This is a genomic window from Lysinibacillus sp. NPDC097287 (assembly GCF_044761695.1).
In the GTDB taxonomy this organism is placed as follows: domain Bacteria; phylum Bacillota; class Bacilli; order Bacillales_A; family Planococcaceae; genus Lysinibacillus.
The window spans coordinates 61,389-87,185 of the sequence record NZ_JBIWCX010000002.1 but is presented as its reverse complement, the minus strand read 5'-3'; the positions used below and the strand labels follow the sequence as shown (position 1 = coordinate 87,185).

The following is a 25,797-nucleotide window of genomic DNA, read 5'->3' as shown; positions in this document are numbered from 1 at the left end:
CATGGAAACTGCTTCAAAAAAAAGTTTTATAACGAGCGATATTTTGAAAAGCTCTATAATAGGCGCTTTTAAGAAATTTAATCCCATATATATGATAAAAAATCCTGTGATGTTCGTAGTGGAAATTGGTTTGTTCTTGGTCTTACTGTTAACCATTTTCCCAAATATGCTCGAGAGTAGTACGGGAGAACACGATCGTCTCTATAATGCGATTGTTGCAATTGTTCTTTTCATTACAATTCTATTTGCTAACTTTGCAGAATCAATTGCGGAAGGAAGAGGAAAAGCACAAGTACAAACGTTAAAGAGTACAAAAACCGTGACTCTTGCACGTGTTATTCTAGAAAATGGCGATGAGTTAATGAAACAAGCACATGACCTTAAGAAGGGAGACATTGTCTTAGTTCAGGCTGGAGAAGTTATCCCTAATGACGGCGAAGTAATAGAAGGAATCGCCACAGTCGATGAATCGGCTATCACTGGGGAATCTGCTCCTGTCGTGAAAGAACGAGGCGGCGACTTTGCGTCCGTTACTGGTGGTACTACTGTGACAAGTGATTGGCTAATGATTGAAATCACATCACTGCCTGGCGAATCATTCTTAGATAAAATGATTGCTTTGATTGAAGGAGCCAGCCGTAAAAAAACACCGAACGAAATTGCACTCAACACATTATTAGTGAGTTTAACGATTGTCTTTTTGCTAGTTGTTGTTACGCTTTATCCAATGACGACCTATTTAAATGTCCATATTCCCATCGCCACTTTAATCGCACTAACTGTGTGCTTAATTCCTACTACGATCGGTGGATTGTTATCAGCAATCGGTATTGCCGGGATGGACCGTGTGACGCAGTTTAATGTGATTGCGATGTCAGGAAGAGCTGTTGAAGCCTCTGGTGACGTAGATACATTGATTTTAGATAAGACTGGAACTATCACCTACGGAAACCGAATGGCAACTGAATTTTCACCAGTGAAAGGTGTCGAACAAAAAGATTTAATACGCGCTGCATGGTTGAGCTCATTGACGGACGACACACCTGAGGGAAAATCGATTTTATCACTTGCATGCGAATTATTAGTAGACACTACGCACGAAGAAATGATTATCAAAAAGAGCCACCACATTTCATTTACCGCACAAACACGTATGAGTGGGCTTGATATGCAAGATGGCACAAAAATTCGGAAAGGCGCCTACGATTCGATTAAACAAGAAAGCCTTGCTGCTGGTCACCTTATCCCGAAAGATTTAGAGCAATTAGTTCATCAAGTATCATCGCTTGGTGGCACACCTCTAGTGGTGGCGGAGAATGAGAAAATCTTAGGTGTTATTTACTTAAAAGATGTTGTGAAACCCGGATTGAAAGAACGTTTTGATCAACTTCGTGCAATGGGTATAAAAACAATTATGTGTACTGGGGATAACCCCCTAACTGCCGCTTCCATCGCTAGAGAAGCTGGCGTGGATGGCTTTATTGCAGAAAGTAAGCCCGAAGATAAAATTAAAGTCATTAAAGATGAGCAGGCACTTGGAAAGATTGTGGCGATGACTGGTGATGGAACAAACGATGCGCCTGCACTAGCACAGGCTAATGTTGGGCTAGCCATGAATTCTGGCACAAATGCAGCAAAAGAGGCAGCGAATATGGTGGATCTTGATTCCAATCCTACAAAAATAATAGAAGTTGTAGAAATCGGTAAACAGCTACTCATGACTCGTGGAGCGCTCACAACATTTAGTATTGCGAACGATGTGGCTAAATACTTTGCCATTATCCCAGCAATGTTGATGGTAGCTGTACCAGAAATGAAGTCATTAAATGTGATGATGCTGAATTCGCCGACAAGCGCCATCATCTCTGCCCTAATCTTTAATGCAGTGATCATACCTATGTTAATCCCAATTGCTATGAAGGGCGTAAACTATAAACCGATGAGTGCTTCCAAGTTATTAAGCAAAAACTTATTGATTTATGGGCTAGGCGGGATAATTGCCCCTTTTATTGGTATTAAGCTAATTGATTTAATAATTGGGCCAGTACTACACATAATGGGTCTATAGGAGGAAATGTACCATGAAGGTATTTTTTGAAAGCTCTAAACAAGCAATATTGGTGACTTTAACAATGTTTGCTTTATGCGGTTTGATTTACCCATTTGCAGTCACCGGGGTTGCTCAGGCTTTTTTTAATCATCAGGCAAATGGTAGCTTACTAGAAGTGGACGGTGAAGTTGTCGGCTCAGAATTATTGGGTCAGACCTTTACATCACCCGAGTATTTTTGGGGTCGCGTATCTTCGGTGAATTATAACGTTTATACAAAAGAAGATACTATGCCAGATCAAAATGGGGATACAGCTTATCGCGGCGTCAGCTCGGGCACTTTCAACTATGCCCCGTCCAACCCTGAGCTCATAAAACGAATGGAAGCCAATATAGAATCGTTTTTAAATGAGAACCCGGGCGTTCAGCGCGAGCAAATTCCATCTGACTTGATGACCGCTTCCGGCTCTGGGCTAGATCCGCATATCAGTGTGGATGCAGCTTTCATTCAAATGGAACGTATTGTGAAAGCAAGTGGTATACCCGCTGATGAAGTAGAAGCAATTATAGAAGCTAATACTGATAGCCGCCTTTTCGGTGTCTTTGGTGAAGATACGGTCAATGTCCTAGGTGCTAACATAGACATTTATAAAAAATTGAAAGAGCAATAATATAATTTATGCGCTACAAAACGTAAAAACGACTCATTCCTCTATAAGGTATGAGTCGTTTTTATATTATTGTTCTGATAGGATTTCAAGTTTACATTTTGGACATTTCCCATAAATCTCGAATTTATGGTTTTCAATTTCATAATCAGGTAACTTTTCACCGAGCATTTCCATTGGGCAAATATTGAGTTCTTTGACATTACCGCAATCCATACAGATAAAATGGTGGTGATGATGCTCTGACTCACAATGCATACGGAAATTACGTTCTCCTGATAATTCAGTTTCTTCTAAAATTCCTAGGCTCACAAATGTTGAGAGATTACGATAAATCGTGTCAAAGCTCATTCCTGGAAAGTCTTTTTTTAGCACTTGCAATAAATCTCGAGCGGTTAAATATTTATCTGTTGCAGCAAACATATCTAATATTAACTCACGTTTATCTGTCTTTTTATAGCCATTTTCTTTTAAAATTTCCCACGCTCTTGAAATATTCACAGTGCTTCCTCCCCTTGTTTCGCAGACATTTTCAACGCCATTTTCTTACCTAAAATCACTAGTAATAAAATGAGGATCGATGTAACCACAATCGTGCCACCTGGCGCTAAATCTAAATAAAAGGCGCTAACTAAGCCAATCAATACAGCTGTTTCCCCAAAGACGATTGAATAGATGATTGTTTGTTTAAAGCCTTTTGCCAACCGCATTGCTGCAGCTACAGGTAATGTCATCAACGACGATACAAGTAAGATACCGACAATACGCATACTTGCGGCAATAACGAGTGCCGTCACAATCATGAATAATAAGTGAACCCAGCGTGCTGGTAACCCACTTGCCTTTGCATATTCCTCATCAAACGATAGCACAAATAATTCTTTAAAGAATAAGAATAGAAAAGCCACCACCACGACAGCAATTGCCAAAACAACATATAAATCTTGTCTTGATACTGCTGATACTGACCCAAATAAATAGCTCATTAAATCTGTACTAAAACCGCTTGCTAGCGAGATAAAAATCGCACTAATACCAATTCCGCCCGACATAATAATCGGAATCGCAAGCTCTTCGTAATGCTTATATAAACGACGCAAACGCTCAATTAAAATTGACCCACTTACAGATGCAAGTATTCCTAGATAAATAGGATTGAGTAATGCAAACGCTGCAACTGACTGGCTTAAATACAAGCTCCCTGCAATACCCGCTAGAGTGACATGTGATAGCGCATCTGCAATCAGTGAAAGCCTGCGGACAACGATAAATACACCTAAAAGCGGTGCAATGATGCCGATTAGTAGCCCAGAGAAAAAGGCATTTTGTAAAAATTCATAGTTAAAAATTGCTTCAATCATTATGCCTTCCCCTTCTAGTGAATCTTTCTCACAGAATGACCGTACCAAGCTTCTAACGCATCCTGTGAAATATTATCAAAATCATTTTTGTAGCCGTGGAAATGAATCGTTTGGTTCAGACACGCCACGTGGCTAATACGGTTCGATACTGTATCCACATCATGCGTGACAAGAATCATCGTTATTCCCTGTTCCCGATTCAATTTCGCTAGCATATCATAAAATGACTGTACATTCTCATGATCAATCCCAACTGTTGGCTCGTCTAAAATAAGTAGTTTCGGCTCACTTATTAATGCACGAGCAATAAATACACGTTGTTGCTGACCACCAGAAAGCTCACCGATATTTCGTTGCATAAAGGCATCCATACCAACTGCTTTTAATGCCGCTCGCACTTTGTCATCTGCATCTCGTGCTGGACGCTTAAATAGCCCTAACTTTTTCGTCAAACCACTTTTCACAACCTCTTGTACAGTAGCCGGAAAACCTGAGTTAAAGGCATTGGATTTTTGTGAAACATAACCAATCCACTCACGATGCTTAAAGCTAGCGCTAGGCTCACCAAATAATTTAATTTCCCCAGACATCGGTTTAAGCAAACCTAGTATTATTTTTAATAATGTTGATTTTCCAGAGCCATTTGGACCTAGTAGTGCTAGAAAATCTCCTTTTTCCACTTGAAAAGAAATGTTCTTCAATACGTGTGTATAGTCATATTGGAACGACACATTTTCAATTTCAATTAATGGTGTCTTCATTCATTTTTCGCTTCTTTCTAATTCAGAATCATTACGATTTACAAGGGTTTAGTATAAATGAAAGGGCAACATTTGTAAAGAAAATAAGACTAAAAGGAGGCTTCGCGTTGAGTATTCAATTTTTACAACAATTAGCACAAAGCACGGATAAGGAAATTGTTGCAATCGCACGTGCCGAAGGATTTGATATTAGCACTTCTGAAGTGAAGAAACTTCGACCTTATTTAGAGAAATTTTCATTTACATGGCTCTTTGTAGGTATTCCCAAGGATATCCTTGTTGAGCTCGAAGCTGTTCTAGGAAGAAAACGATCTAGACAACTGATAGCACTCTTTACAAAATAATAATATCTGCTTTCCAAATAACCAGCTAACCATCAGTAAGGGTGAAAACTCGGACTGGTGGTTGGTTTGGTTTAAAGTCTATTATTGAAATATATAGATCCATATATGTGAATAATAAAGATAGCTAGCTTCTGTCGTGTGCTGAATTTCCCTGGTGAACCCTGATATATCTCGTAGCCACGGCATCAACTTACTTTTTCTTTAGAACGTAAAAAAAATAACAGCCCGACAATCAGTTCAACACTGACATTGGGCTGTTATATTTACTTAACCGCGTAATGCATCGATAAGTTCAGGTTTGAACTCTCCACTACGTAGCATATCAATCTCGTATTTATATGGTGCTGATTTTGATTTAGCATCGCTATTAAGTGCCACAAAAGGTGTTTCTAAAATTTTTGGTACATCCATTAATTGTGGATGATGCACGATTTGATGTAACGCATCAAATCCAATATGGCCAAAGCCAATATTTTCATGACGGTCTTTTCCTGCACCTCGTACGTTTTTAGAATCATTGATGTGTAATACTTTAATGCGGTCAATACCGACAATTTTATCGAATTCGTTTAACACGCCGTCGAAATCTTCTACGATATTATAACCAGCATCATGTGTATGACACGTATCAAAGCACACAGAAAGTCGCTCATTATTTGTTACACCATCTATAATTTTAGCAAGTTCATCAAATGATCGACCACATTCTGTACCCTTTCCTGCCATCGTCTCTAAAGCGATTTGCACGGGGAAATCTTGTGATAATACTTCATTTAAGCCTTCAATAATTTTGGCGATCCCTGCATCTGCACCTGCGCCTACGTGTGCACCTGGATGTAACACAATTTGTGTAGCTTCAAGCGCTGCAGTACGTTCGATTTCAGATTGTAGGAAATCCACACCAAGGCGGAATGTTTCAGGCTTTTCTGTATTTGCTATATTAATAATATATGGTGCATGCACGACAATATTAGACATGCCATTTTCTTTCATATGCAGTAAGCCGTTCATAATATTAAGTTCTGAAATCGGCTTACGGCGTGTATTTTGAGGAGCACCGGTATAAATCATAAAGGTGTTAGCACCGTAAGAAAGAGCTTCCTTACTAGAGCCAAGCAACATTTCCTTGCCACTCATAGAAACATGTGAGCCAAGTAACATCTAAACCCCTCCTTATTTTTTACCGCGCGCTTTTATGCGACGTTCACGTTTTTTAATTTTATCCATTTCCCATTTCATGTTACGTTTGTAGCCTGGTTTTACTTTCTTTGGCTTACGTACCATTGATTTGGCTTTTGCATCAATTTCATTTTCATGCTTGACGCGGTTTTTACGGGCATGACGTTCTTTAAGCTCTGTCCATTCCCCATCTTTTACGTCCTTTTGTACGAAAGGAATACCCATTTTTTCAACACGTGCTAATGCATCCTCATCAGACGGCTCGAATAATGTAATTGCAGTACCTTTATTACCAGCACGCGCTGTACGGCCAACACGGTGGATAAAGAATTCTAAATCATCTGGAATTTCGTAGTTAATAACATGAGAAATCCCTTGAATATCGATACCGCGCGCAGCTAGGTCAGTTGCTACGATATATTGATAATCTAAATCGCGAATTTGCTTCATCATACGGCTACGTTCACGAGGAGCTAGGTCACCGTGAATTTGTCCACAACGAATACCATTTTCCGTTAAATAGCCCGCTACGTGCTCAGCTGTTTTACGTGTATTCGTAAAGATAACCGCTAAGAAAGGATTGATGCCTTCAATAACATCTAGTAAACGTTTGTTACGTGATTTTGAACGAATCGGTACTAATGCAAAATCAATACCTTCTGCTACAGGGCGTTTGTCGTTCATATGAACGTGAACAGGTGCATCCATATACTTTTTCAAGAATGGTTGCAGACGTTCTGGAATTGTTGCTGAGAATACATACATTTCAAGTTTGTCTGGCATATGTGAAGCAAAACCATCGATGTCTTCAATGAAGCCCATGTCGAAAGCTAAATCTGCTTCATCCACGACTAAGATTGGTGCAGTATGCACAAATAACGCTTGCTCTTTCACAAGATCACGAATACGTCCTGGAGTACCAACAACGATTTGTGGCTGCGTTTTTAACTTATCAATTGAGCGTTGTTTGTCCGTACCCCCAATAAATAATTTCGCTTGAATATCTGTTCCTTCTATTAACTGATTTAACGCATCGAAAATTTGTTGCGCTAACTCACGTGTTGGTGATGAAATAACAGCTTGTACCTCCTGTTTTGACACATCTACACGTTGCACGATCGGTATTAAGAAACTATGTGTTTTCCCTGTACCTGTGTGTGCTTGGCCAATTGCACTTTTCCCTTTAAGAATAAGTGGAATGATTTCCTTTTGAATTGGCGTTGGTTCTGTGAAGCCTAATTTTGCAATTGCGTCCTGCAAAAATGGCTGAAAATTATAATCTGTATATTTTGACATAATTCGTACCTCCTGACATCTTACCTATTGTACCATGAATCGTATATTTAAGTGTATTTACGATCGATAAACACTAATAATTATTATAATATACTTTTTATCCTTAACAAACTTACTTCAAATAGCGATTTAATGCAATGAAAAAGAGTATTTGGACAAATTATAGCCAAATACTTTAAAAATTACCCTTTATGGAGTGTTCAAGTTGAACTGATATAGGGAAGACTATCGAAATAAAGTTCTCTTATATTTCAAAAACATAGTCTCTTTCTATTTTACAAACACGCAAAGAATATCGACTATACCATTGCTCTTTTCCACGTTGTTGTGCGATTTGATGTGCAGCATTTGCTTTCCAAGCGGCGATATCTTCTATTGTCTCCCAATAAGACACGGTAATCCCCAAATCTGAATCTCTAGCACTTTCAGCTCCTAAAAAACCTTTTTGTTTGCTTGCTAATTCATCCATCTTTGATGCCATTACACCGTAACCATTGTCACCGTCCGTACGCTCCGATGCAAAAACAACTGCATAATAAGGTAACGGAAACGCTTTAGCAATTTTACTCATCTCACACATCACTCCCTTTATGTAGAAAATACATCTGACTTCATCATAGTACCAAAAAGTGGTTGGAAATTATATAAACCATTAACCGTATAACTTAGATTACTGTTATATGAGCATGCATCAGATGAAGAATTTGCTGAACCCCTAGAACAGTCGAAGGAACTTTACAGGACATAACAACATAAAATGAATGTAGCTCTTTCACAACACTAAAACATATGTTGTAGCGACTTTTTTTAAAAAAACTATCCTACATCTTATGTGGATAGTTGGTTTCAAATGTGCTGTATCTCCCCTGTTTTTTTGGACTCAAAAGGGAAAAACATTTATTTCTATTGATTTGTTGCGTTGTGTTTTCAGAACGCTAACATGCGCATCTGCATATCATATTTATAATCAAGACTGTCGTGAATGACAAACTTGCGACGAAAGGAGAACAACATGGTATTTCGACAAAATAATCCGTTTCAAATGTATCCCGGAGCGATGCGTATGCCTATGCAAATGCCTATGCAGATGCCCATGCAAATGCCCATGCAAATGCCCATGCAGATGCAAATGCCACCACAAATGCCGATGTCACCACAATCCTTTATGCCTCCTGGTAGATTTCCTTTTCAACCACGAATCCCAAGCGGCTTACAAATGCCCGGCAGTTTAGGCGCTATGGGTGGGCAAATACCCGGCGGTTTTGCTGCTATGGGCGGGCAAGTACCCGATGGTTTTGCTGCTATGGGTAGCCAAATACCCGGTGCTGCCGGTGCCGCCGCAGCTGCTGGTGCAGGAATGCAACCACCATCAAAAATTGCATCATTTTTACAATCAGCCGATAGCATATTTAACTCAGCTAAAACGTATACCCCTTATATTCAACAAGCGATGCCGATGATGAAAAACATCCCGTCACTTTTTAAATTATATAAAGGATTTTCAGGGTTACCCGCTGCTGGCGCAGTTGCAGGAGCTGGGGCTGCCGCAGTTGCTGCTGAAGCGATAGCTGATGATAGCGCACGACCACGAAGCAGTAGCCGACGTTCATCCACTCAAAATACACCAGCAATACCACGTGACCCCGTTCCTTCAAAACCACGTATTTTCCAACCACCAATGTAACTTAATTCATCCTGCCACCTCACCAAGTGGCGGGATGTTTGCAGTTGTCAGACTCTATCCAGCGGAACTCGAGCTAATAGCTACATATAGTTAACAAAAAGCGTTAAGGTGCAATTGATTGAACGATTCTTTGTATTCAGCGTGCCTGTCCGTTATAATGTATGTACGTAAGCTTGAAAGGAGTCACAACATGCAAGTACTAAAAATTAATCCACGTGGCTATTGTTACGGTGTTGTTGATGCGATGGTTATTGCACGCAATGCTGCACTTGATAAATCTTTACCAAGACCTATCTACATTTTAGGAATGATCGTACACAACAAACATGTCACAGATGCCTTTGAAGAAGATGGTATCATTACATTAGACGGTGAAAACCGCTTAGAAATTATTAAACAAGTTGAAACAGGCACTGTTATCTTCACAGCGCATGGTGTATCACCGGAAATTCGTGAAATTGCAAAACGTAAAGGCTTAGTATCTATCGACGCAACATGCCCTGACGTTACGGTAACGCATGATTTGATTTCTGAAAAATCAGCAGCAGGCTACGATATTATTTATATCGGAAAAAAAGGACATCCTGAGCCAGAAGGTGCGATTGGCGTTGCACCGGATCACGTCCATTTAGTACAATCTTCAGCAGATATCGATGCGTTAGACTTAAAGAATGATAAATTACTGGTAACGAACCAGACTACTATGAGTCAATGGGACGTTGCACATTTAATGGATAGTTTAAAAGAGAAATTCCCACATATTGAAGTGCATAAAGAGATTTGTTTGGCTACACAAGTACGTCAAGAAGCCGTTGCAAAACAAGCCGGTGAAGCCGATTTACTAATTGTTGTTGGTGATCCAAAGTCAAATAACTCCAATCGTTTGACACAAGTTTCCGTTGAAGTTGCTGGTACACCATCATACCGTATCGCAGACGTATCTGAACTTAAAACAGAATGGTTACGTGGAATCAAAACAGTCGCTGTTACAGCGGGTGCCTCAACTCCTACGCCAATTGTCAAAGAAGTTATAGCGTTCTTAGAACAGTTCGATGAAAACGATGAATCTACACATGTCATCAATCGGACGGTAACACTCGACAAAATCTTGCCGAAAATCAAAACGGCTAAACCAGTAGATAAAATTATGCCATACTAAAATATTCAAATACTGATTACCCCTAAAGAGCGTGATACTTAGCTTAGATATAACTCAATCACGTAAAAAACCTGAATGTCCATTAGCGACAATCAGGTTTTTTCTCTATACCCTCTTCTTTTTAAAAAACAGACGATTGACCTCTTATACCATCGGTTCATCTACTATACTAATCCTAACTGAAACGTTCCCACAATAGTAAAGGAGAAAATGAGAATCATAAAGTATGAGACATGATTTTTCCCTTCATCGATAATTTAAGAAAGTTCAAAATCATCCCCCCTCTGACTATATTTCAGCGCACTTCTTATGTTAGAATAACAAAAATAAAGGTCACTAACAATTGGGTGTAATAAATGAAAAAATTCATTATAGGATCAATATTATCTGTACTACTTTTAACAGTTGCTATTAGTATTCAGCAAGATCTATTATTTGCAAAACCACTCCCATACGACGACGAACAAAAAGGGTTAGATACACAAATTACGATCCATTTAAGTCATGTCGTAGCGGAAAACACACCTAAAGGATTGGCTGCAAGTAAATTCGCTGAACTTGTCGAAGAAAAAACGAACGGTGAAGTAAAGGTGCATGTCTATCCTAATGCCTCACTTTACAATGACGAAAATGAATTTAAAGCCTTACAAGATGGTGATGTCGATATGATCATCCCCACCTTTTCCAAAATGACTACATATCTACCTAAATGGCAAGTACTCGATTTACCATACTTATTTGATACAGATGAAGATGTACATAATGTACTTACAGGGGCTATCGGTGAACAATTACTAGAGGAACTAGAACCTTATCAAGTAAAAGGGCTCGGCTTTTGGCATAATGGTTTCAAGCATTTAACATCCACTGATCTCCCAATTCATACCTATGAAAATCTACAAGGTTTACGTGTGCGTACTATGCCTAGTAAAACTCTTGAAAAACAATTTGAAGCTGTTGGTGCAACACCAATTCCTATATCCTTTAGTGAAGTTTTTAGCGATTTAGAAACTCATGCCATTGAAGCTCAAGAAAATACGGCGTCAAATATTTATTCGAAGGGCTTTTATAAAGTACAGCAGCATATGACATTAACGAAGCATGGGATCTTGGGCTATTCTGTTTTAATGAACGAAAAATTTTGGCAGTCGCTTCCTACAAAAATTCAAAAACAAATTACCGAAGCTATGAAGGAAACGACAGACTGGCAATTTGAGCAAGCTATTTTAATGAACGAAAAAGATTTACGCAAGCTTCAGCAAATGGATGATTTTGAAATTTATGATATGAGTGCAGAAGAACGAATTCGCTTTAAAGAGAAACTGGCACCCTTGTATGATTATTACTTCGCAAATGTCGATGATGATAAAGTGTTAGAACAAATTCAAAAAATTGTTTCTCAGTAAGTCAACTTGTCATTAATAATGAAGTAACCCGCTACTATAAAATAACTTCAAATCTTTGCTATCTCTGAATTTGTAGATGGCACGTCGATTTACTAATCAATGGCTGCCATTTTCATCGCTCAAGCATATAGTGTTGACTTATATTAAGCACCAAATCACATTGCTTGCGATTTTAATGCTTACTTCTAAAGGAGCCACAGGCTTTGACTTCACCACGCTTGCTGGTGAAGCGACAGTAAACTAAAAATAGTGAAACCTCCAGTCTACCTTACTCGTATACAGTAAGTAGATTGGAGGTTTTTTAAATGGCTACTTTTACACTTACATATCCTAAATTACTAGACAGATTTTCAAATATCCCCATCCTAAATGAACAAAACGAAGCTGTTTGCGTGCTGCAAAAAGTTGAACGTTCATCTGTTGGTAAAGTATTAAATACTGCATTACTTATTGCTACACAAGATTCGTTACCACAACGCTATGAAACACGCACAACACTTGGCGCTCCCCTTTTTCAAGTGCAATCTACACTGTTTACAAAGGGCGTTAGTCATCAACTTATTATGCCAGACGGAACAAACATACCAATTCAACGAAAAACGGTTCAATTACTAGAATCCTCTTATTCGTTTACAATGGACGGACTTGTTTTTCGCTTTGAAAAAGATTTTACTTCAACAGTATTTTTGTACTGTAATGACATTAAAATTGCCAGTGCTTGCTTGGTTGAAGGTGGTCTTGTACAACAAGGCGTTACCTATAAACTATTTGAATCCGACGACACGCTATTCGTTGCTTTATTAGCTACTCTTTACCAATCTCTGTTTGCTTTTAAGAACTAACTTCATTTTTATGCTATAATACAAGTCATTCTAATAGATGTGAGGCATTTAACATGAACGGACAAAATCGAAAAGATATTTACCCAGGTCTTGAGGTCAACATTATTCTCAAAAAGGACCAACGCACAGGCATCAAAACTCGTGGAGTTGTCAAAGATTTACTAACAAATTCTGCTCGACATCCACACGGCATTAAAGTTCGCCTTACAGATGGACAAGTCGGTCGTGTCTGTGACATTTTTCAAAAATAATACTTTGGGCTATCTCTAAACGGAGGTAGCTTTTTTCAGCGGCGCCCAAACGCTGGCTGAATGAAGATAAAGCCTCTCGTGTAATTGATTAAACAGTTGCTTCCAGCAGTGCCTCTAAGTTCTCTTTCGTGAAATGATAAGTTTCATTACAGAAATGGCAATTTGCTTCAGCCTGCCCATCTGTTTGAATCATGTCTTGAATCTCTTCACTTCCTAAACTTACAATGGCATTGGTAACTCTCTCTTCGGAGCATTGACACTGGAATTGAACCGGCATTCTTTCTAAAACTTTTACATTTCCTTCACCGAGTACTTGCTCAAGTATTTGTTCCGGCGTCATACCTTCCGCAATCATTGAAGAAATTGGTGCAATTACTTTCAGTCGCTCTTCTATTGCGCTAATGATTTCATCCTCTGCACCTGGCATCAGTTGAATGATGAAACCACCGGCAGTTTGAATTGTGTTATCAGGATTCACTAGTACACCTACTCCTACAGCAGAAGACGTTTGTTCTGAATTAAAAAGATATGATGTAAAATCTTCACCAATCTCACCAGATATAATGGGGATTTGTCCTACAAAAGGATGCTGTAATCCTATATCTTTTGACACTGTCATCAATCCATCTGTTCCTACGGCTCTTTGCACATCTAGTTTTCCTTGTTCATTAAGGTCAAAATGAGTTTGAGGATTAGAGACATAGCCTCTTACTTCTCCTTTGGCGTTTGTATCCACGAGAATTGTGCCAATAGGACCCCCACCATTGATTTTCACTGTTATTTTTTCTTCACCTTTGAGCATTGCTCCAAGCATCACACTTGCAGTCATTGATCGTCCTAATGCAGCTGAAGCAGTTGGCCAAGTATTATGACGGCGTTGTGCCTCTCCCACCGTTACGGTTGTATTAACTGCATAAGCACGTACTTGATCATTATAAGCTAACGCTTTTACTAAATAGTCTTTCATTTTCTTCTTCCTTTCTTCCTTTAAAACAATTCCTGTGCTAATAATTTATAAACGTTTAGACGTTTCTCTTGTGAATGGGGGATACTACAAATCATCGCTTCATCAAATCCATAGTGAGCTTGCTCTTCCTGTAACAATGTTGCGATTTCTTTTACATCTCCTACTAAATGGATTTTACGATTTTCTTTAATCGTCATGCGATCCATTTCCGTCAAAGGATAATCCCTAGCTTCTTCAGGCGTCAAAACTTGCCCAATCTTGCCTTTCAAAAACATTAAACGCCAAATATCTTGTGGCATTGCCTCAAACTCAGCTTCTTCTTTTGTTTCAGCTGTTGTCACCATATAGGAAACATTGATTTGCGGCTTCTCCATAAAAGCTGAGGGTTGGAAATTCTCTTTGTATACATCTAAGATTTCCTTAGACATCTCACCATTAAAAAATTGTGCAAAAGAATAACCAACACCCCTGCGCCCAGCCTGTACAGCACTGTTACCACTAGAACCTAACAGCCAAGCTTCTGGCAAAGAGATTTTCGACGGTGTTGCAATTGTTTTGTTATACAAATCATCATCGGGAACTTCGTCGCTGATCAACTGCAGTGTAGTATCAAATTTTTCATACATATTGTTCACCATCGGTTGGCGTCCTTCAGATAAAGCATAAATGGAGTAGTTATCTCCTCCTGGAGCTCGACCAACGCCAAAATCAATACGCCCCGGCGAAAATGCACTTAGTGTTTTAAACACTTCCGCCAGTTTCAATGGGGAATAATGCATCATCATCACTCCACCAGTTCCAATACGAATACTTTTCGTTTTAGCAGTCAAATAGGCAGCCGTCACCTCTGGAGCTGAACTTGCAAAAACAGTTGTAGCATGATGTTCCGCCATCCACATTCGATGATAGCCTAATTCATCTCCTAAAACCGCTAACTCTTCCGCCTTCTTCAAAGCGTCTGCTGCCGTATTCCCTTTCGTAACGGGTGCTTGGTCCAAAATACTTAATCTCATCTAGGTATCGTCCTTCCAATTAGCTTATACTTCCTAAAAATCCATTTACTTTTCTTTACGCAATTTGTCTGGTGTTACATCATTTCCAAGTGGATCAAGTATAGTCATCCCTGAAAAATGCCCTAGAACTTGCCCGCGAATTTCGCGTAAGTAGTCTTCACGCAACACTTGTTGCTCAACCCGTTCAGCATTTGTCAAACCTTCTTCACGCTGTTTTTTCGCTAATTCATTAATACGCCCTAAGTTATTTATCATCTTATTTCATCTCTATTCTCTTTATTAATTTTGTCTAAAATATTAGTACATCTGATTCCTTACGTAGTTAATGCTGGAAAATGCGGCACTACATACTCCCCTAGTTCTTGAATCACTTCAGCCGTAGGACGATTACCCTTTTTCAAACCAAGTATGACATGATTAATCCCCATATCTTGTAAAGCATACAAATAATCGATTAAAAACTTATGTCCTGATGTGAAGCCAACTTTTATCGGAATGGGGCTAGGTGAAGCCAGTGGATTCTCTGATAAGTTAATAACCAAAGGCTGAGAAAACGGCTTAAACCTTCCCCCTACTTTTCTCCAATCCTTAATTAGCTCACGCTGGCGATTCGCCTCTTGGGCATAAAACATCCAGCCATCAGTGTTTTCTGCTAACCATTCAACTGTTTGCCCAGAATATCCTGTTCCAAAAATGGGGATATCGGCTAAAAGTGGCTTAGGAATCACATCACCATCTGTTAGTCCTACTCGCTTCGACTGTATTTTGGGGAATGATTCTTCCCACACTTTTCTCATGACCAGTATGGACTCCCTAAACAATTCTGCACGATCATCACGTTCTACTTTAAATGCAGGGAATTCGATTGGACGGTCACCTGTTGCTACACCAAATAAGAAGCGTTGTTTAGACATATCATCTAAAGTGGCAGCTGACTTTGCTAAGTGAAGCGGGTGTCGCAATGACGTGACCACACTCGCAGTGCCCAGCGCGATTTTACTCGTATGTGCGGCTACGTATGAAAGCAATAAGAAAGGATCGTGCACAACACCATTATCCCCAAAATTGGGATCATAAAGTGGTGAATCCCTTACAAACAAAGAAGCAAACCCTAGATCTTCTGCTCGTTTTGCCAGTTCCATTTGTTGTGCTAAATCCATTGTCCAAAGCTTATCCGCTGACACCTCTAAAGGAAACGAAAGACCTAGCGTTAATTTATTTTCTTTAAATGATCGCGCAAAACCATTATGCGATTGAAATTTCTCCATATTTACTCCACCTGACTTTGCCGCTTTTCTGCTATAAAACCATCTTTTCTTTTACCCATTCTTGTAGTAATTGCAATTTTGGTTGATAATTCTTACTTATTTCTTCATATAACGACGCAACTGTTTCACGCTTTAACACGGATTTCCAAGAAGACTCGGCTTCTTCCATTAGGTTCGTTAATAAGCAGCAACAATCTTCTTCTTCTAACTCAAGCATGCCATGCAATACTCCACTAGACGAATAAAGCGATTGTTGTCCCTCTATAGCAAGATAAACATCATATACTCGAATATCTTCAGGTTTTTTCTTTAATTTAAATCCGCCTTTCACCCCTGGCACAGAAGTAATCAAATCCGCACTGACTAACTTCCGGAGCAATTTTTGAAAATACGTTGGTGAAGCTCCCAATTGTTGACTGATCGCTTCCCCTGGTAATACCGCCTTATCTGGTAACATGTTAAGGATAAGAATGGCATAGACAGACTGTTCAACCCCCGTTTTCATCTGCACAAAAATCACCGCCTTTACTCAATTTTCATTATTTTTCATCAATAAATAACAACCCGGATAATCATTATCCACTTTAGTCTAGCATGAGGTGATTTAAAAGTAAAATTTTCTATACTGATACCATCTTAACGAAGGATATTTGCGCCATTATTTCTGTAACTAGCCCACTAGCTATGGCGATTTTTCCAGAAGACAAACATTTTTTCAAACATTCTGGCTACTTGTATGGTTAATACGTTGATGTGGAAAGCTACGATGCCATAAGAATCAATTTCAAGGTTAACGTGTATCACAATAAGTGAAGCGGCAAACGCAAAAACAGACTTGTTATTGATGCTTAACAAATCTGTTTCATTTAAAATTGGATACACTATTTTTAATTTGTAATCTATCTTTTTGGGCTTACTACTTTGAATTGGTATCCCTAATTCCGCCCAAATTCTGAAAAGGCCAAACTACAAAGTCAGCTGTTCCTAATACTGTCTCTTGAGCAATAAAACCAACACGTGGATCTCTGCTATCTATACTCTTTCGACGATTATCTCCTAATACAAAAAAGTGACCTTTGGGTACTGTCATTTCACCTAATTGCTCTTCTAAAGTGAAATCATACGTGAAATCACCAGTGTCAATCAAAGCTTCTTTGAATGATGTTAAATATGGCTCTTTATAAGCTTCTCCGTTTATATATAACACATCATCTTTATAGGCTATGTGATCCCCCGGAAAACCAATAATTCGCTTAATATAATGTTTATTTTCTGCTACCTCAAATACAATTACATCAAAGCGCTCATAATCAGCTAATCTTGGTCCGATTTTATTGACAATCACTTTATCTCCATCTTCAAACGTTGGCATCATCGAAGCCCCATCTACCATCACAGGACTAAAGATAAAATAGCGCATTCCCATTACAAATATCGACGCAATGCATATCAATTTTATCCATTCCCATAATTCACTTTTCTCTTTTTTCTGTACCAAATTCACCACTCCTATTTCGTATGTAATGATTGACTATATAAATACTAATATTAGAATATACGATTTGTAACATAGAAGGTTTCTTAAATCGCTCGATTTTAACAAATTTTACAATTATATACTACCGCAATATTGTTTGCTTTCCTCACATAATCCACATGCAGTTCTCTTCTAAAAACAAAATGTCCATAGGGCTTTGTCAAATGCCCCCTGAACACAATCGCAAAAAACAACACCAAAAATACAACTGCAAACAACAATTGATATAACGATTGTTTGAATTTATTAACATCATTTTTAGCTTCCATGCTATCGTTGAAAAGAGAGAAGATGCCAGAGATAAAAACAGCATCCCATATTCTCCAAGTTTCCTTACTTTCCGTTGTATTTTCTACGACTTTACTCTCTTCCTTGTTGTCATGATTACTGTCCACTGGAACTCCTCTTTTCTCACATTTTCCATAGAATATTTTTTAATTTTTATCCTCTTGTAAACATACTATATCATTAATAATTTGAACCAAAAAAAAGCAATATGTGCCGGTGTCCTGGCACATATTGCTTTAAATTTTATTAGCGAATTGTTTTTAATGCTGTTGACCAAGGAATCACTTGATCTAACATTTGATTAACTGAATCTGCTTGCACTTCTTTTGGTTTGAAATCTGTGCCGTTCTCGAAGTCTGTAAATAATGATAATGCAGGATGTACGCGAACATCTGCTACTAATAATTCACCAAGAATACCACGTAAATGCTCTGCCGCACGTGCCCCACCAACTGAACCGTAAGATACGATACCAGCAGCTTTGTTGTTCCATTCCACACGTAAGTAATCTAATGCGTTTTTAAGAGCGCCTGTGATTGAGTGATTATATTCTTGCACGATAAATACGAAGCCGTCGCATGCTGCTACTCGTTTTGACCACTCAGCTGCACCAGAAGCGTCTCCGCCTGCCTCACCTAATAGTGGTAATTTAAAATCTGCGATATCGATGATTTCATATTCAGCGTCACCGCGTTTATCTGCTATTTCCTTAACCCATTGACCTACTTGTGGACTTACGCGTCCTTCACGTGTACTCCCTAAAATAATTCCAATTTTCAACATTTCATTTCCTCCTAGTTGTTCTTCGTTCGTATTTGAACCGAATAGTTTTTTAAAAAAGCTCATTTTTTTACCTCTTTCTCATTTCAACATGCTACGCGTTTAGGAATACACCTTAAAGGTAAATCCCTCCTCGTTGTGCATATTCATACCATGTACATCTTTTTATTGAATTATTCTTTTTTTATGATAATGTCTCGAGTTCGAGACATTAGTTGAAAAATTTAGCATGTAGCGACTGCAGTTCGCTCTCCATGCTAGTATTTGCTTCGAATGAAACAAGAAAAGAGATTCACATGGGATATGAATATTATCTTGAATTCGAGATAAATTTATCATATTTCCAATATTGATGTCAATCAATTGAACCTCAAATAATTTTTTTATATTTTAAGCTTTCTAAAATCAGCGGTTATGTATGTACAATCTACCCGTATCTGTGTTTTATACTCCCCAATAAGTAATGGTATCGAATACACCAATTATGATTAATATAGTTCCCGCAATGAGTTGTACTATTTTCCCGACCTTCCTACTATTTTTCATAATCAGCTTCTGTGTGTTAAAAGCTCTGATTAATAGAATAAGTAAGATAAGAGGAATAGCTGTTGCAATCCCAAAAACCCCCGGCAATAATAAGCCATATGAAGTTGTAACGACAGTTGGCATTAACCATACAAAAAAGAGTACAAACATCGTTGGGCAAAAGGCAATTGAAAAACTAGCACCTAATAGAAACGAGCCTAGTTTTCCCTCTTTTAAAATAAGAGGCATGCGTGAAGATAGATATTCAATAAACTTCAATTTTAAAAGTCCAATCAAAATAAGTCCCGTCAAAATCATCAAAGGACCAATGGCTTTTCTAAAAAGCGGAAAATACAAAGTCATTTTTGTTTCAAAAGATTGTCCAAATAGCCATGCCAAAAAGCCTATACCACTAAACACAACTACTTTTCCTAAAATAAAAAATCCGATTTCTGTCCAATTACTTTTCATCTGAATTGTACGATTTCCGTAAAGTGTAATTGCACTCATATTACCCGTTAGCTGACAAGGTGCTAATGCTCCAATCAATCCAAGCAGTATGGCAATAATTAAAGGCGAATGTTTATATGAATTTAAAAATAAGGTGATAGGTTCACTAATAAATTGACTTATTTGCGACATGATACTATACATTTTATAAACTCCTTCTTGTAATGCAGATGCTATTATTTTAACATTTCCGCATCCATTACAACGACAAAATAAGCCAAAACTGAGTGTCATGGCTTATTTAATGAACTTATTTGCACATACAGTATTAGCCAGTAGCGATGACAAGTAAAATAATTGCCAGTATTCCAAGTACAGCAATCGTTAGTGTGTCTTTAAAACTATCCTTCACTCGAATATGTGTAAAAACACCACCAAAACCTGTCGCTACTAGAAGCCAGGCACCTGCTAATAACGCTGTATATTGCCAATAGCCGACGATAAGTAACCCAGCAGCAACGGTTTCTACAAGTCCCGTCACCACTCGGAACCATTGCGGTAGTCGCCAATGATCGAAGTTTTTTTTGTGCATCTCAGCCCCAAATATTTTACCCAAACCAGCCATTAAAAATGCCGCAGCCAATAGACCTTGCAATACCCCACCTAAAACTTCCATCACAAACACCTCCTTATCTATTAAAGACAATAGGCATTTTATGAATCCATTCATCTTTGGCAGTTGCTTCAATCATGCAGCGAGCAACATTAGCACGGGACACGCCCATTTTTCCTTTTGTGCTACCAAAAGAAATGGCATAACCCGAGCCATCACTTTTCACATTTGGATTGATGATACGTATAACTGTCCAATCGAGTGAAGAACCTGTGAGTAGCTTGCCGATACCTTGCATTTCCTGATAGCCAGTTGGATAGAGTAGCTTTGCCATCATACCCGGTACGACTGTCACTATTTGCTTTGTGTCCTCTTGCGCTTGAATAGAAGGTGTACCAAGCGTAATAAAACGCTTTTTGCCTAATCGCTCCATGCTCGAAATAATGGCTTGATGCGCAGTTGTAATAGGCAATGCCTCTACCTTTCTACTCATCGAAAGTGTTGGTCCCAGTGTACTTATTACGACATCACTCTGCTGAATCGCCTCATCTATTTTAACTGTTTCGTTGTATTGTCCCACAATGATTTGTAAGTTAGCGTGCTGTATATTCAAGGCACCCTCTTGACGAATATATGCTGTCACTTGATGTCCTGCCTGTAATGCGAATTGTGCCACTTGTGCTCCAATTGCTCCGTTTGCGCCAAATAGTGTAAGATTCATGTTTACCTCCAACAGTATATGTTTATCCAACAGATGTTGTATACTCAATATATAAAAAAAGAGGTTGACTCACAACCAACAAAAAAAGCGATGTATTGCTTATACAACATATTCAACAAAATGTCGGGAAATGGAGGGCATTATGGAAAAAATAGACCCACGTGTTGTACGCACACGAAAGCTCATTATGGAATCATTCATTGAACTTGCCATGAGAAAAGAATTTAAAGACATTACTATAAAAGATATTACCTCGGCTGCCACCGTGAACCGCGCAACCTTTTATGATCATTTTCTCGATAAGTATGACCTACTTGATAAAGTCTTAGAGGAAAACGTGATGTCGTCATTATTGGGCGAAATGTCGACACATGAGGCATTGAATAAAGAAATGCTACAAGAATTGTTTCTTGCCGTTATTCACTTTCAAAAGGCACTATCTACTCGATGTCAGCGTAGTTACGAGGCGTTCAAGCCCAAAATTGAAGAAATTACGAAAAAGAAATTACAGGAGGTATTTTTTTCATTACTGCAAAAGGAACATCCCACATTAGAAAACGCTTCTCTAAACATGCGTGCCATTATTTTAAGCTGGGGCTTATATGGCACCGTCGTTGACTATTTCAGTCAGTCGAGCATGAATCCTATAGACTATTTTCAACAGGCTATCCCCTTACTACTCACACAACCTTTATTAGCAGGTTAAATAAAAAAACATCTTTAAGTGGTTATTTCTACACTTAAAGATGTTTTCATTTTAGACAAGAATTGTTGCGGGTGTTACGTTTTTAGATACGTATCTTCGGCAATCATATTATTGCTTACATTCAAATTTATAACTTGTTGATAGGAAGCTTTTTTCCTTTGAGACAATTGCCTCGCCCCCATCATTCTCACACTGTTGCGTCATTTCATCGACTCTTTTGTCGTTCATATTATTAGTCATCAATGTCATCCCTATGCCGAACACAGCAATCATCAGACCTATAACAATCCATAGTTTACCGGCACTATTGCCAGCAGGTCTTGCATTTGCCACTCAAATTCCCCTCTCTACACAAATAAAAACGGCTCTGTATGCACCTCTGATTGTACAAAATCAACCGCATATTTTTTATCTGCACATAATGCAGTCATTTTTTTCGCGACGCCTGCAATCATTACTTTCTCAACATGATGACCAGGATCTACAATTTGTAACCCGATCGCTTGTGCATCCTGTGCGGTATGGAAATACATATCCCCTGTTAAAAATACATCTGCCCCAGCACGTTTAGCTGTATAAATGTATTTATTGCCATCGCCACCAACAAGGGCAACCTTTTTCACTGTTGAATCTAAATCACCGACAACTCGCACTGCCGGCACATCTAGCTGTTTCTTTGCAAACTCTGCGAATTCACGTAGTGTCATTTCTTGTGATAAATAGCCAACACGACCTAATCCCATTACATTTGTTTGTTGATCCAAACGAATAAAATCATACGCTGGCTCCTCGTATGGATGTGTATTTAACATTGCTTTTAAAACCTTGTTTTTACTAGAGACAGGTAGTACAACCTCAATTTTCACTTCTTGTTCGACATGTAATTCACCAATAGCACCGACTGAGGGATTTGCACCGTTAAGAGGACGGAAGCGGCCCTCTCCAGTTGTTGTATAGCTACAAGCCTCATATGCACCAATACGACCTGCTCCAGCTTGTGCAAGTGCCTCACGTAAGCTATCAGCATGAGCAGTTGGTACAAACACAGCTAGTTTTAATACATCTTCTGAATATGTCTCTTCTAAAATCGAACGGTTCTCTAACTGCAATGCGTCTGCTAGTAGATCATTTACACCGCCCTCAGCCACATCTAAATTTGTGTGTGCCGCATAGACCGCAACATCATGTTTAATGAGTTTTTCATATAGCTTACCTGCTGGGTTGTCTGTACGAATATTAGCAAGCTTACGGAAAATTGGTGGATGATGTGCAATAATAAGCTCACAGCCATTCGCAATCGCTTCATCTACTACTGCTTCATTGACATCAAGTGTCACTAGAACCTTTGTTATCTGCTTGTTCAATGTTCCGATAGCAAGTCCAATAGGATCATTATCCATACATGCTAGTTTTTTTGGTGACCATGTTTCAAATAATTGAATGATTTCTTGTCCGTTGACTGCTTTCATGTTATAACACTCCTTCTAATAAGTTCAGAAGATGTGTTAACTCCGCACGTTTTGCATCGATTTCAGGTGTTTGCTCTGCCCCTTCAATCGACTGAAGTACACGTAGCCAATTTTGTTTTTCTCGTGTCCATTTTTGCACGAATGCCGGTGCTTTACGAAGCATTAGTTTTGGGCCAAAAAGAATTTCAGCTTCTGTTAGTTTCATCGACCCACGTTGTAAAACGACGATTTCATAGATTTTTTCATCTTCTTCAAGAATAGCTTCATCTTGAATCGCCCAATTGTTAGCTAACGCCCACTCGCGAATAACCTTCGCATGAATATTCGGCTGTAAGATAAGACGAGTAACACCGTGTAAGCTTTCAGGATGTTTCTCTAAAATCGAGACGATAAGGGGACCACCCATACCAGCAATTGTTACCGTATCTACTTTATCAGCAGCTTCAACTGCTGCTAACCCGTCCGCTAATCGCACTGTAATCTTTTCTGTTAATCCTTCTTTTTTTACTTGTCCTACAGCAGATTCAAAAGGACCTTTCACAACCTCACCTGCTACTGCACGCGTTGCAACACCTTTATGAATTAAATAACATGGCAAATAAGCGTGGTCACTGCCAATATCGGCAACAACCGCACCTGTCGGGACAAACTTAGCCACTGTTTCTAGTCGTTTTGATAATTTTTGAGCATTCATGTATTTACCGCCTACCTTAAATATAGTCAACTCTAGTATGTATGATGTTGTAGAAAAAAACAAATGGAGATACTTCAAAAAGCTTTTGAGGTATCTCCGTTTAGTTTACAAGGTAAAGCCAACCGTGACACTCGCATTGCAAACGCTTTATTTAATGACAAGGGCTGTGTCAAAAGTGTATTTAAACACGTTTAACACAGCCCTATGTAAGAAATTATTCTAAAGTTGAAATGTACTCAGCGATTGCTTTTGCTTCCGCTTCGTTTTTCATTCCTGCTACCATTGGCGTACCTTCAATACCGTTTGTTAATACGTCAACGATACGATCAGCTTCTAAGCCTTGTAGGCTTGGAGCTGCAGCACCACCAGCTAAGTCACCACCGTGACAACCGATACAAGTTTGTACTAATGCAGAACCATCATCAGTTTCTGTAGTTTCGCCACTACCTTCACCTGCGATTTCTTTCTTATCTTCAGCGCCTTGTAAAGACATGAAGAAAATTAAGCCAATACCAAATGCCATGATTAAGATGTAAGGAACGATTGGATTGTTTCTCATTTGTTTCCCCTCCTCATTTTCAAATCTACTTCTATGATAATATAGAATCAGTCAACATCTAATATTGTACTGCATTACACGAGAAACGAAAAGCCCTATTCGCTAAGTTTTCCTTTGTTTGTAACATTTTCGACATTTACTCAACAATTCCAAAAAATATCTCTTGATATCACCAGTAATTGGACATTCAATTAAATATCTACCAATATTCTATTGTTTATCTTTTCACTTTTAACAACTATATTCGTATTTTTCTATAAAAAAACCCTTTCAGCGAATTAAGAGACCGCCGAAAGGGTTATCATTACATCAAATTCACAACATAATACCCGATTAATACGACTAAACCTATAACTCCTGAAACCGTAAAATAGAGTAGTTTCATTTTAATACCTGACCATAACCATACGAGACAGTTGGTAGCAATCAAGCTAAATAGTACTATATTATTTCCACTAAAATACGTCATACAAACTTGTATTGATGCACTAAATAATAAAATCGCAGCAAAGACATGAAATACAGGAGCTAACAAGCCGTTTGACCTCGCCGCTTGAAATGCCTTTATAAAAAGAGCGATGGCAGCGATCGCTACAACAATCGTTAAAATCAGTGTGAGAGACGGTACTGTGAAATAGATAGCTAATAGCGCTACGATACCGATAAATATACTTACTGCTACAATAAGCATTTTTCGTTTTTCAACAGGTAGAACTGCACGCTTATGATGTGCTTCTTCTAAATCCTCAATGTCATTTCCTTCAGCATAGAGAGTCGCTAAAAAATCACAATAATGTTCTGGTAATAGTTTATTTTGCTTCCAAAAAAGAATCTCATTTAATATTATTTTTTTTCGTGGATTTGTCATACGGCATTCTCCAAACATTGTTTAATAATGGTTGTACTACAATTTTATATCACAGTATATAAAAGGACATCTGTATAAAGTAGCAAAAAAACAAACTTATGACACGTTCTAATTATGTATTTTTCAATGCTAAGAACTTTATCATTGATATATATGTAGATTTTATAGCGAAAAAAAGAATTGTATCCAAACAAAAAATCGATAGTAGCTTCTAGTATTCAATTAAAATGGACTTACACATCTATATTTATTGCAAAAGAAAAAAGACTGTAGGCAAACTCGAAATTCTCTGAGTTTGTCTACAGTCTGAGACACCTTCAAATGAAGGTATGCTTTACT

General features: G+C 38.5%; 31 protein-coding genes. 9 read left to right on the top strand and 22 right to left on the bottom strand.

The genetic code is table 11. The features are described from left to right. Position 1 precedes the first annotated feature (1 nt). Complete coding sequence (kdpB, locus tag ACIQ2D_RS03485; RefSeq protein ID WP_402859474.1) at positions 2 to 2,068, top strand: potassium-transporting ATPase subunit KdpB; 2,067 nt, start codon at positions 2 to 4, stop codon at positions 2,066 to 2,068. Between the two features lie 13 nt (positions 2,069 to 2,081). Continuing rightward, positions 2,082 to 2,720 (top strand): potassium-transporting ATPase subunit KdpC, encoded by a 639-nt coding sequence (gene kdpC / locus ACIQ2D_RS03480; protein ID WP_402859471.1) that lies wholly within the window; start codon positions 2,082 to 2,084, stop codon positions 2,718 to 2,720. A 66-nt stretch (positions 2,721 to 2,786) separates the two neighbouring features. Here kdpC and ACIQ2D_RS03475 read toward each other — a convergent pair whose 3' ends face one another. Genes ACIQ2D_RS03475 through ACIQ2D_RS03465 form a run of 3 tightly spaced genes read right to left on the bottom strand, consistent with a single transcriptional unit; the run spans position 2,787 to position 4,839 of the window. Then, positions 2,787 to 3,218 (bottom strand): Fur family transcriptional regulator, encoded by a 432-nt coding sequence (locus ACIQ2D_RS03475; protein ID WP_402859468.1) that lies wholly within the window; start codon positions 3,216 to 3,218, stop codon positions 2,787 to 2,789. Beyond that, a complete protein-coding gene (locus ACIQ2D_RS03470) occupies positions 3,215 to 4,078 on the bottom strand; it encodes a metal ABC transporter permease (RefSeq protein ID WP_402859465.1) in 864 nt (287 codons plus the stop codon). The genes ACIQ2D_RS03475 and ACIQ2D_RS03470 overlap by 4 nt, the downstream gene beginning before the upstream one ends. A 14-nt stretch (positions 4,079 to 4,092) precedes the next feature. Continuing rightward, entirely contained in the window at positions 4,093 to 4,839 is a 747-nt protein-coding gene (locus ACIQ2D_RS03465; RefSeq protein ID WP_402859462.1) for a metal ABC transporter ATP-binding protein, read from the bottom strand. Between the two features lie 107 nt (positions 4,840 to 4,946). Between ACIQ2D_RS03465 and ACIQ2D_RS03460 the strand changes: the two genes are divergently transcribed. Continuing rightward, on the top strand, positions 4,947 to 5,183 hold the full coding sequence (locus tag ACIQ2D_RS03460) for an endonuclease IV (RefSeq protein ID WP_402859459.1): 237 nt from the start codon (positions 4,947 to 4,949) through the stop codon (positions 5,181 to 5,183). A gap of 267 nt (positions 5,184 to 5,450) precedes the next feature. Here the strand turns inward: ACIQ2D_RS03460 and ACIQ2D_RS03455 are convergent, their stop codons facing one another. From ACIQ2D_RS03455 to ACIQ2D_RS03445, 3 genes are all read right to left on the bottom strand, one after another. Next, positions 5,451 to 6,344: a deoxyribonuclease IV gene (locus ACIQ2D_RS03455; protein ID WP_402859456.1), complete on the bottom strand. Its 894-nt coding sequence runs from the start codon at positions 6,342 to 6,344 to the stop codon at positions 5,451 to 5,453. 12 nt (positions 6,345 to 6,356) lie between these two features. After that, entirely contained in the window at positions 6,357 to 7,658 is a 1,302-nt protein-coding gene (locus ACIQ2D_RS03450; protein ID WP_402859453.1) for a DEAD/DEAH box helicase, read from the bottom strand. Between the two features lie 244 nt (positions 7,659 to 7,902). Next, positions 7,903 to 8,229 carry an antibiotic biosynthesis monooxygenase family protein gene (locus tag ACIQ2D_RS03445; RefSeq protein WP_402859450.1) on the bottom strand — a complete coding sequence of 109 codons (327 nt, stop codon included), beginning with the start codon at positions 8,227 to 8,229 and terminating at the stop codon, positions 7,903 to 7,905. A 441-nt stretch (positions 8,230 to 8,670) separates the two neighbouring features. Here ACIQ2D_RS03445 and vrrA point away from each other — a divergent pair, with 441 nt between their 5' ends. The 5 genes from vrrA (at position 8,671) to ACIQ2D_RS03420 (ending at position 13,000) form a co-directional block, all read left to right on the top strand. Further along, a complete protein-coding gene (vrrA, locus tag ACIQ2D_RS03440; protein ID WP_402859447.1) occupies positions 8,671 to 9,342 on the top strand; it encodes a VrrA/YqfQ family protein in 672 nt (223 codons plus the stop codon). 190 nt (positions 9,343 to 9,532) lie between these two features. Continuing rightward, positions 9,533 to 10,501, top strand: coding sequence for a 4-hydroxy-3-methylbut-2-enyl diphosphate reductase (locus tag ACIQ2D_RS03435; RefSeq protein ID WP_402859444.1), 969 nt, complete (start codon positions 9,533 to 9,535; stop codon positions 10,499 to 10,501). A gap of 356 nt (positions 10,502 to 10,857) precedes the next feature. Next, positions 10,858 to 11,907 (top strand): TRAP transporter substrate-binding protein, encoded by a 1,050-nt coding sequence (locus tag ACIQ2D_RS03430; protein ID WP_402859441.1) that lies wholly within the window; start codon positions 10,858 to 10,860, stop codon positions 11,905 to 11,907. 305 nt (positions 11,908 to 12,212) lie between these two features. After that, positions 12,213 to 12,749 carry a tubby C-terminal domain-like protein gene (locus tag ACIQ2D_RS03425; RefSeq protein ID WP_402859438.1) on the top strand — a complete coding sequence of 179 codons (537 nt, stop codon included), beginning with the start codon at positions 12,213 to 12,215 and terminating at the stop codon, positions 12,747 to 12,749. 53 nt (positions 12,750 to 12,802) lie between these two features. Beyond that, a complete protein-coding gene (locus ACIQ2D_RS03420; protein WP_402859435.1) occupies positions 12,803 to 13,000 on the top strand; it encodes a YwbE family protein in 198 nt (65 codons plus the stop codon). A gap of 88 nt (positions 13,001 to 13,088) precedes the next feature. On the opposite strand, the gene hslO is transcribed toward ACIQ2D_RS03420, so the two are convergent. The 11 genes from hslO to ACIQ2D_RS03365 all read right to left on the bottom strand — a co-directional run bounded on the left by hslO (position 13,089) and on the right by ACIQ2D_RS03365 (position 21,162). Next, complete coding sequence (gene hslO / locus ACIQ2D_RS03415) at positions 13,089 to 13,967, bottom strand: Hsp33 family molecular chaperone HslO (protein ID WP_402859432.1); 879 nt, start codon at positions 13,965 to 13,967, stop codon at positions 13,089 to 13,091. Between the two features lie 20 nt (positions 13,968 to 13,987). After that, positions 13,988 to 14,980, bottom strand: a complete 993-nt coding sequence (locus tag ACIQ2D_RS03410) for an LLM class flavin-dependent oxidoreductase (RefSeq protein ID WP_402859429.1) — start codon at positions 14,978 to 14,980, stop codon at positions 13,988 to 13,990. Positions 14,981 to 15,025: 45 nt separating this feature from the next. Continuing rightward, positions 15,026 to 15,235 (bottom strand): DUF896 domain-containing protein, encoded by a 210-nt coding sequence (locus ACIQ2D_RS03405; RefSeq protein WP_402859426.1) that lies wholly within the window; start codon positions 15,233 to 15,235, stop codon positions 15,026 to 15,028. 59 nt (positions 15,236 to 15,294) lie between these two features. Beyond that, positions 15,295 to 16,248, bottom strand: a complete 954-nt coding sequence (locus ACIQ2D_RS03400; RefSeq protein ID WP_402859423.1) for an LLM class oxidoreductase — start codon at positions 16,246 to 16,248, stop codon at positions 15,295 to 15,297. A gap of 31 nt (positions 16,249 to 16,279) precedes the next feature. After that, positions 16,280 to 16,759, bottom strand: a complete 480-nt coding sequence (locus ACIQ2D_RS03395) for an Rrf2 family transcriptional regulator (protein WP_402859420.1) — start codon at positions 16,757 to 16,759, stop codon at positions 16,280 to 16,282. Between the two features lie 405 nt (positions 16,760 to 17,164). Continuing rightward, positions 17,165 to 17,746, bottom strand: a complete 582-nt coding sequence (lepB, locus tag ACIQ2D_RS03390) for a signal peptidase I (RefSeq protein WP_402859417.1) — start codon at positions 17,744 to 17,746, stop codon at positions 17,165 to 17,167. A gap of 98 nt (positions 17,747 to 17,844) precedes the next feature. Then, complete coding sequence (locus tag ACIQ2D_RS03385) at positions 17,845 to 18,180, bottom strand: hypothetical protein (RefSeq protein WP_402859414.1); 336 nt, start codon at positions 18,178 to 18,180, stop codon at positions 17,845 to 17,847. A 139-nt stretch (positions 18,181 to 18,319) separates the two neighbouring features. Continuing rightward, positions 18,320 to 18,919, bottom strand: a complete 600-nt coding sequence (locus ACIQ2D_RS03380) for an NADPH-dependent FMN reductase (protein WP_402859411.1) — start codon at positions 18,917 to 18,919, stop codon at positions 18,320 to 18,322. Between the two features lie 378 nt (positions 18,920 to 19,297). After that, a complete protein-coding gene (locus tag ACIQ2D_RS03375) occupies positions 19,298 to 20,032 on the bottom strand; it encodes an urease accessory protein UreH domain-containing protein (RefSeq protein WP_402859409.1) in 735 nt (244 codons plus the stop codon). A gap of 124 nt (positions 20,033 to 20,156) precedes the next feature. Next, a complete protein-coding gene (locus ACIQ2D_RS03370; protein WP_402859406.1) occupies positions 20,157 to 20,504 on the bottom strand; it encodes a DoxX family protein in 348 nt (115 codons plus the stop codon). Between the two features lie 13 nt (positions 20,505 to 20,517). Beyond that, positions 20,518 to 21,162, bottom strand: a complete 645-nt coding sequence (locus ACIQ2D_RS03365) for an NAD(P)-dependent oxidoreductase (RefSeq protein ID WP_402859403.1) — start codon at positions 21,160 to 21,162, stop codon at positions 20,518 to 20,520. A 142-nt stretch (positions 21,163 to 21,304) separates the two neighbouring features. Between ACIQ2D_RS03365 and ACIQ2D_RS03360 the strand changes: the two genes are divergently transcribed. Continuing rightward, complete coding sequence (locus ACIQ2D_RS03360; protein ID WP_402859400.1) at positions 21,305 to 21,868, top strand: TetR family transcriptional regulator; 564 nt, start codon at positions 21,305 to 21,307, stop codon at positions 21,866 to 21,868. Between the two features lie 108 nt (positions 21,869 to 21,976). Here the strand turns inward: ACIQ2D_RS03360 and ACIQ2D_RS03355 are convergent, their stop codons facing one another. The 5 genes from ACIQ2D_RS03355 to ACIQ2D_RS03335 all read right to left on the bottom strand — a co-directional run bounded on the left by ACIQ2D_RS03355 (position 21,977) and on the right by ACIQ2D_RS03335 (position 25,458). After that, positions 21,977 to 22,201: a hypothetical protein gene (locus ACIQ2D_RS03355; protein WP_402859398.1), complete on the bottom strand. Its 225-nt coding sequence runs from the start codon at positions 22,199 to 22,201 to the stop codon at positions 21,977 to 21,979. A gap of 14 nt (positions 22,202 to 22,215) precedes the next feature. Next, positions 22,216 to 23,337 carry a Nif3-like dinuclear metal center hexameric protein gene (locus tag ACIQ2D_RS03350; protein ID WP_402859396.1) on the bottom strand — a complete coding sequence of 374 codons (1,122 nt, stop codon included), beginning with the start codon at positions 23,335 to 23,337 and terminating at the stop codon, positions 22,216 to 22,218. Between the two features lies 1 nt (position 23,338). After that, positions 23,339 to 24,031 carry a tRNA (adenine(22)-N(1))-methyltransferase gene (locus ACIQ2D_RS03345; protein WP_402859393.1) on the bottom strand — a complete coding sequence of 231 codons (693 nt, stop codon included), beginning with the start codon at positions 24,029 to 24,031 and terminating at the stop codon, positions 23,339 to 23,341. Positions 24,032 to 24,245: 214 nt separating this feature from the next. Continuing rightward, positions 24,246 to 24,590, bottom strand: coding sequence for a c-type cytochrome (locus ACIQ2D_RS03340; protein ID WP_402859390.1), 345 nt, complete (start codon positions 24,588 to 24,590; stop codon positions 24,246 to 24,248). Positions 24,591 to 24,894: 304 nt separating this feature from the next. Then, positions 24,895 to 25,458 carry a hypothetical protein gene (locus ACIQ2D_RS03335; RefSeq protein WP_402859387.1) on the bottom strand — a complete coding sequence of 188 codons (564 nt, stop codon included), beginning with the start codon at positions 25,456 to 25,458 and terminating at the stop codon, positions 24,895 to 24,897. Positions 25,459 to 25,797 lie beyond the last annotated feature (339 nt).

Coding starts and splice junctions, on each gene's coding strand:
- ACIQ2D_RS03345 (WP_402859393.1), bottom strand. CDS start 24,031: ATGAATGCTCAAAAATTATCAAAACGACTAGAAACAGTGGCTAAGTTT.
- ACIQ2D_RS03370 (WP_402859406.1), bottom strand. CDS start 20,504: ATGGAAGTTTTAGGTGGGGTATTGCAAGGTCTATTGGCTGCGGCATTT.
- ACIQ2D_RS03340 (WP_402859390.1), bottom strand. CDS start 24,590: ATGAGAAACAATCCAATCGTTCCTTACATCTTAATCATGGCATTTGGT.
- ACIQ2D_RS03350 (WP_402859396.1), bottom strand. CDS start 23,337: ATGAAAGCAGTCAACGGACAAGAAATCATTCAATTATTTGAAACATGG.
- ACIQ2D_RS03380 (WP_402859411.1), bottom strand. CDS start 18,919: ATGAGCTTTTTTAAAAAACTATTCGGTTCAAATACGAACGAAGAACAA.
- ACIQ2D_RS03375 (WP_402859409.1), bottom strand. CDS start 20,032: ATGTATAGTATCATGTCGCAAATAAGTCAATTTATTAGTGAACCTATC.
- ACIQ2D_RS03430 (WP_402859441.1), top strand. CDS start 10,858: ATGAAAAAATTCATTATAGGATCAATATTATCTGTACTACTTTTAACA.
- ACIQ2D_RS03405 (WP_402859426.1), bottom strand. CDS start 15,235: ATGATAAATAACTTAGGGCGTATTAATGAATTAGCGAAAAAACAGCGT.
- ACIQ2D_RS03450 (WP_402859453.1), bottom strand. CDS start 7,658: ATGTCAAAATATACAGATTATAATTTTCAGCCATTTTTGCAGGACGCA.
- kdpC (WP_402859471.1), top strand. CDS start 2,082: ATGAAGGTATTTTTTGAAAGCTCTAAACAAGCAATATTGGTGACTTTA.
- ACIQ2D_RS03465 (WP_402859462.1), bottom strand. CDS start 4,839: ATGAAGACACCATTAATTGAAATTGAAAATGTGTCGTTCCAATATGAC.
- ACIQ2D_RS03365 (WP_402859403.1), bottom strand. CDS start 21,162: ATGAATCTTACACTATTTGGCGCAAACGGAGCAATTGGAGCACAAGTG.
- ACIQ2D_RS03360 (WP_402859400.1), top strand. CDS start 21,305: ATGGAAAAAATAGACCCACGTGTTGTACGCACACGAAAGCTCATTATG.
- kdpB (WP_402859474.1), top strand. CDS start 2: ATGGAAACTGCTTCAAAAAAAAGTTTTATAACGAGCGATATTTTGAAA.
- ACIQ2D_RS03470 (WP_402859465.1), bottom strand. CDS start 4,078: ATGATTGAAGCAATTTTTAACTATGAATTTTTACAAAATGCCTTTTTC.
- ACIQ2D_RS03400 (WP_402859423.1), bottom strand. CDS start 16,248: ATGGAGAAATTTCAATCGCATAATGGTTTTGCGCGATCATTTAAAGAA.
- vrrA (WP_402859447.1), top strand. CDS start 8,671: ATGGTATTTCGACAAAATAATCCGTTTCAAATGTATCCCGGAGCGATG.
- ACIQ2D_RS03425 (WP_402859438.1), top strand. CDS start 12,213: ATGGCTACTTTTACACTTACATATCCTAAATTACTAGACAGATTTTCA.
- ACIQ2D_RS03455 (WP_402859456.1), bottom strand. CDS start 6,344: ATGTTACTTGGCTCACATGTTTCTATGAGTGGCAAGGAAATGTTGCTT.
- ACIQ2D_RS03410 (WP_402859429.1), bottom strand. CDS start 14,980: ATGAGATTAAGTATTTTGGACCAAGCACCCGTTACGAAAGGGAATACG.
- ACIQ2D_RS03335 (WP_402859387.1), bottom strand. CDS start 25,458: ATGACAAATCCACGAAAAAAAATAATATTAAATGAGATTCTTTTTTGG.
- ACIQ2D_RS03445 (WP_402859450.1), bottom strand. CDS start 8,229: ATGAGTAAAATTGCTAAAGCGTTTCCGTTACCTTATTATGCAGTTGTT.
- ACIQ2D_RS03435 (WP_402859444.1), top strand. CDS start 9,533: ATGCAAGTACTAAAAATTAATCCACGTGGCTATTGTTACGGTGTTGTT.
- hslO (WP_402859432.1), bottom strand. CDS start 13,967: ATGAAAGACTATTTAGTAAAAGCGTTAGCTTATAATGATCAAGTACGT.
- ACIQ2D_RS03420 (WP_402859435.1), top strand. CDS start 12,803: ATGAACGGACAAAATCGAAAAGATATTTACCCAGGTCTTGAGGTCAAC.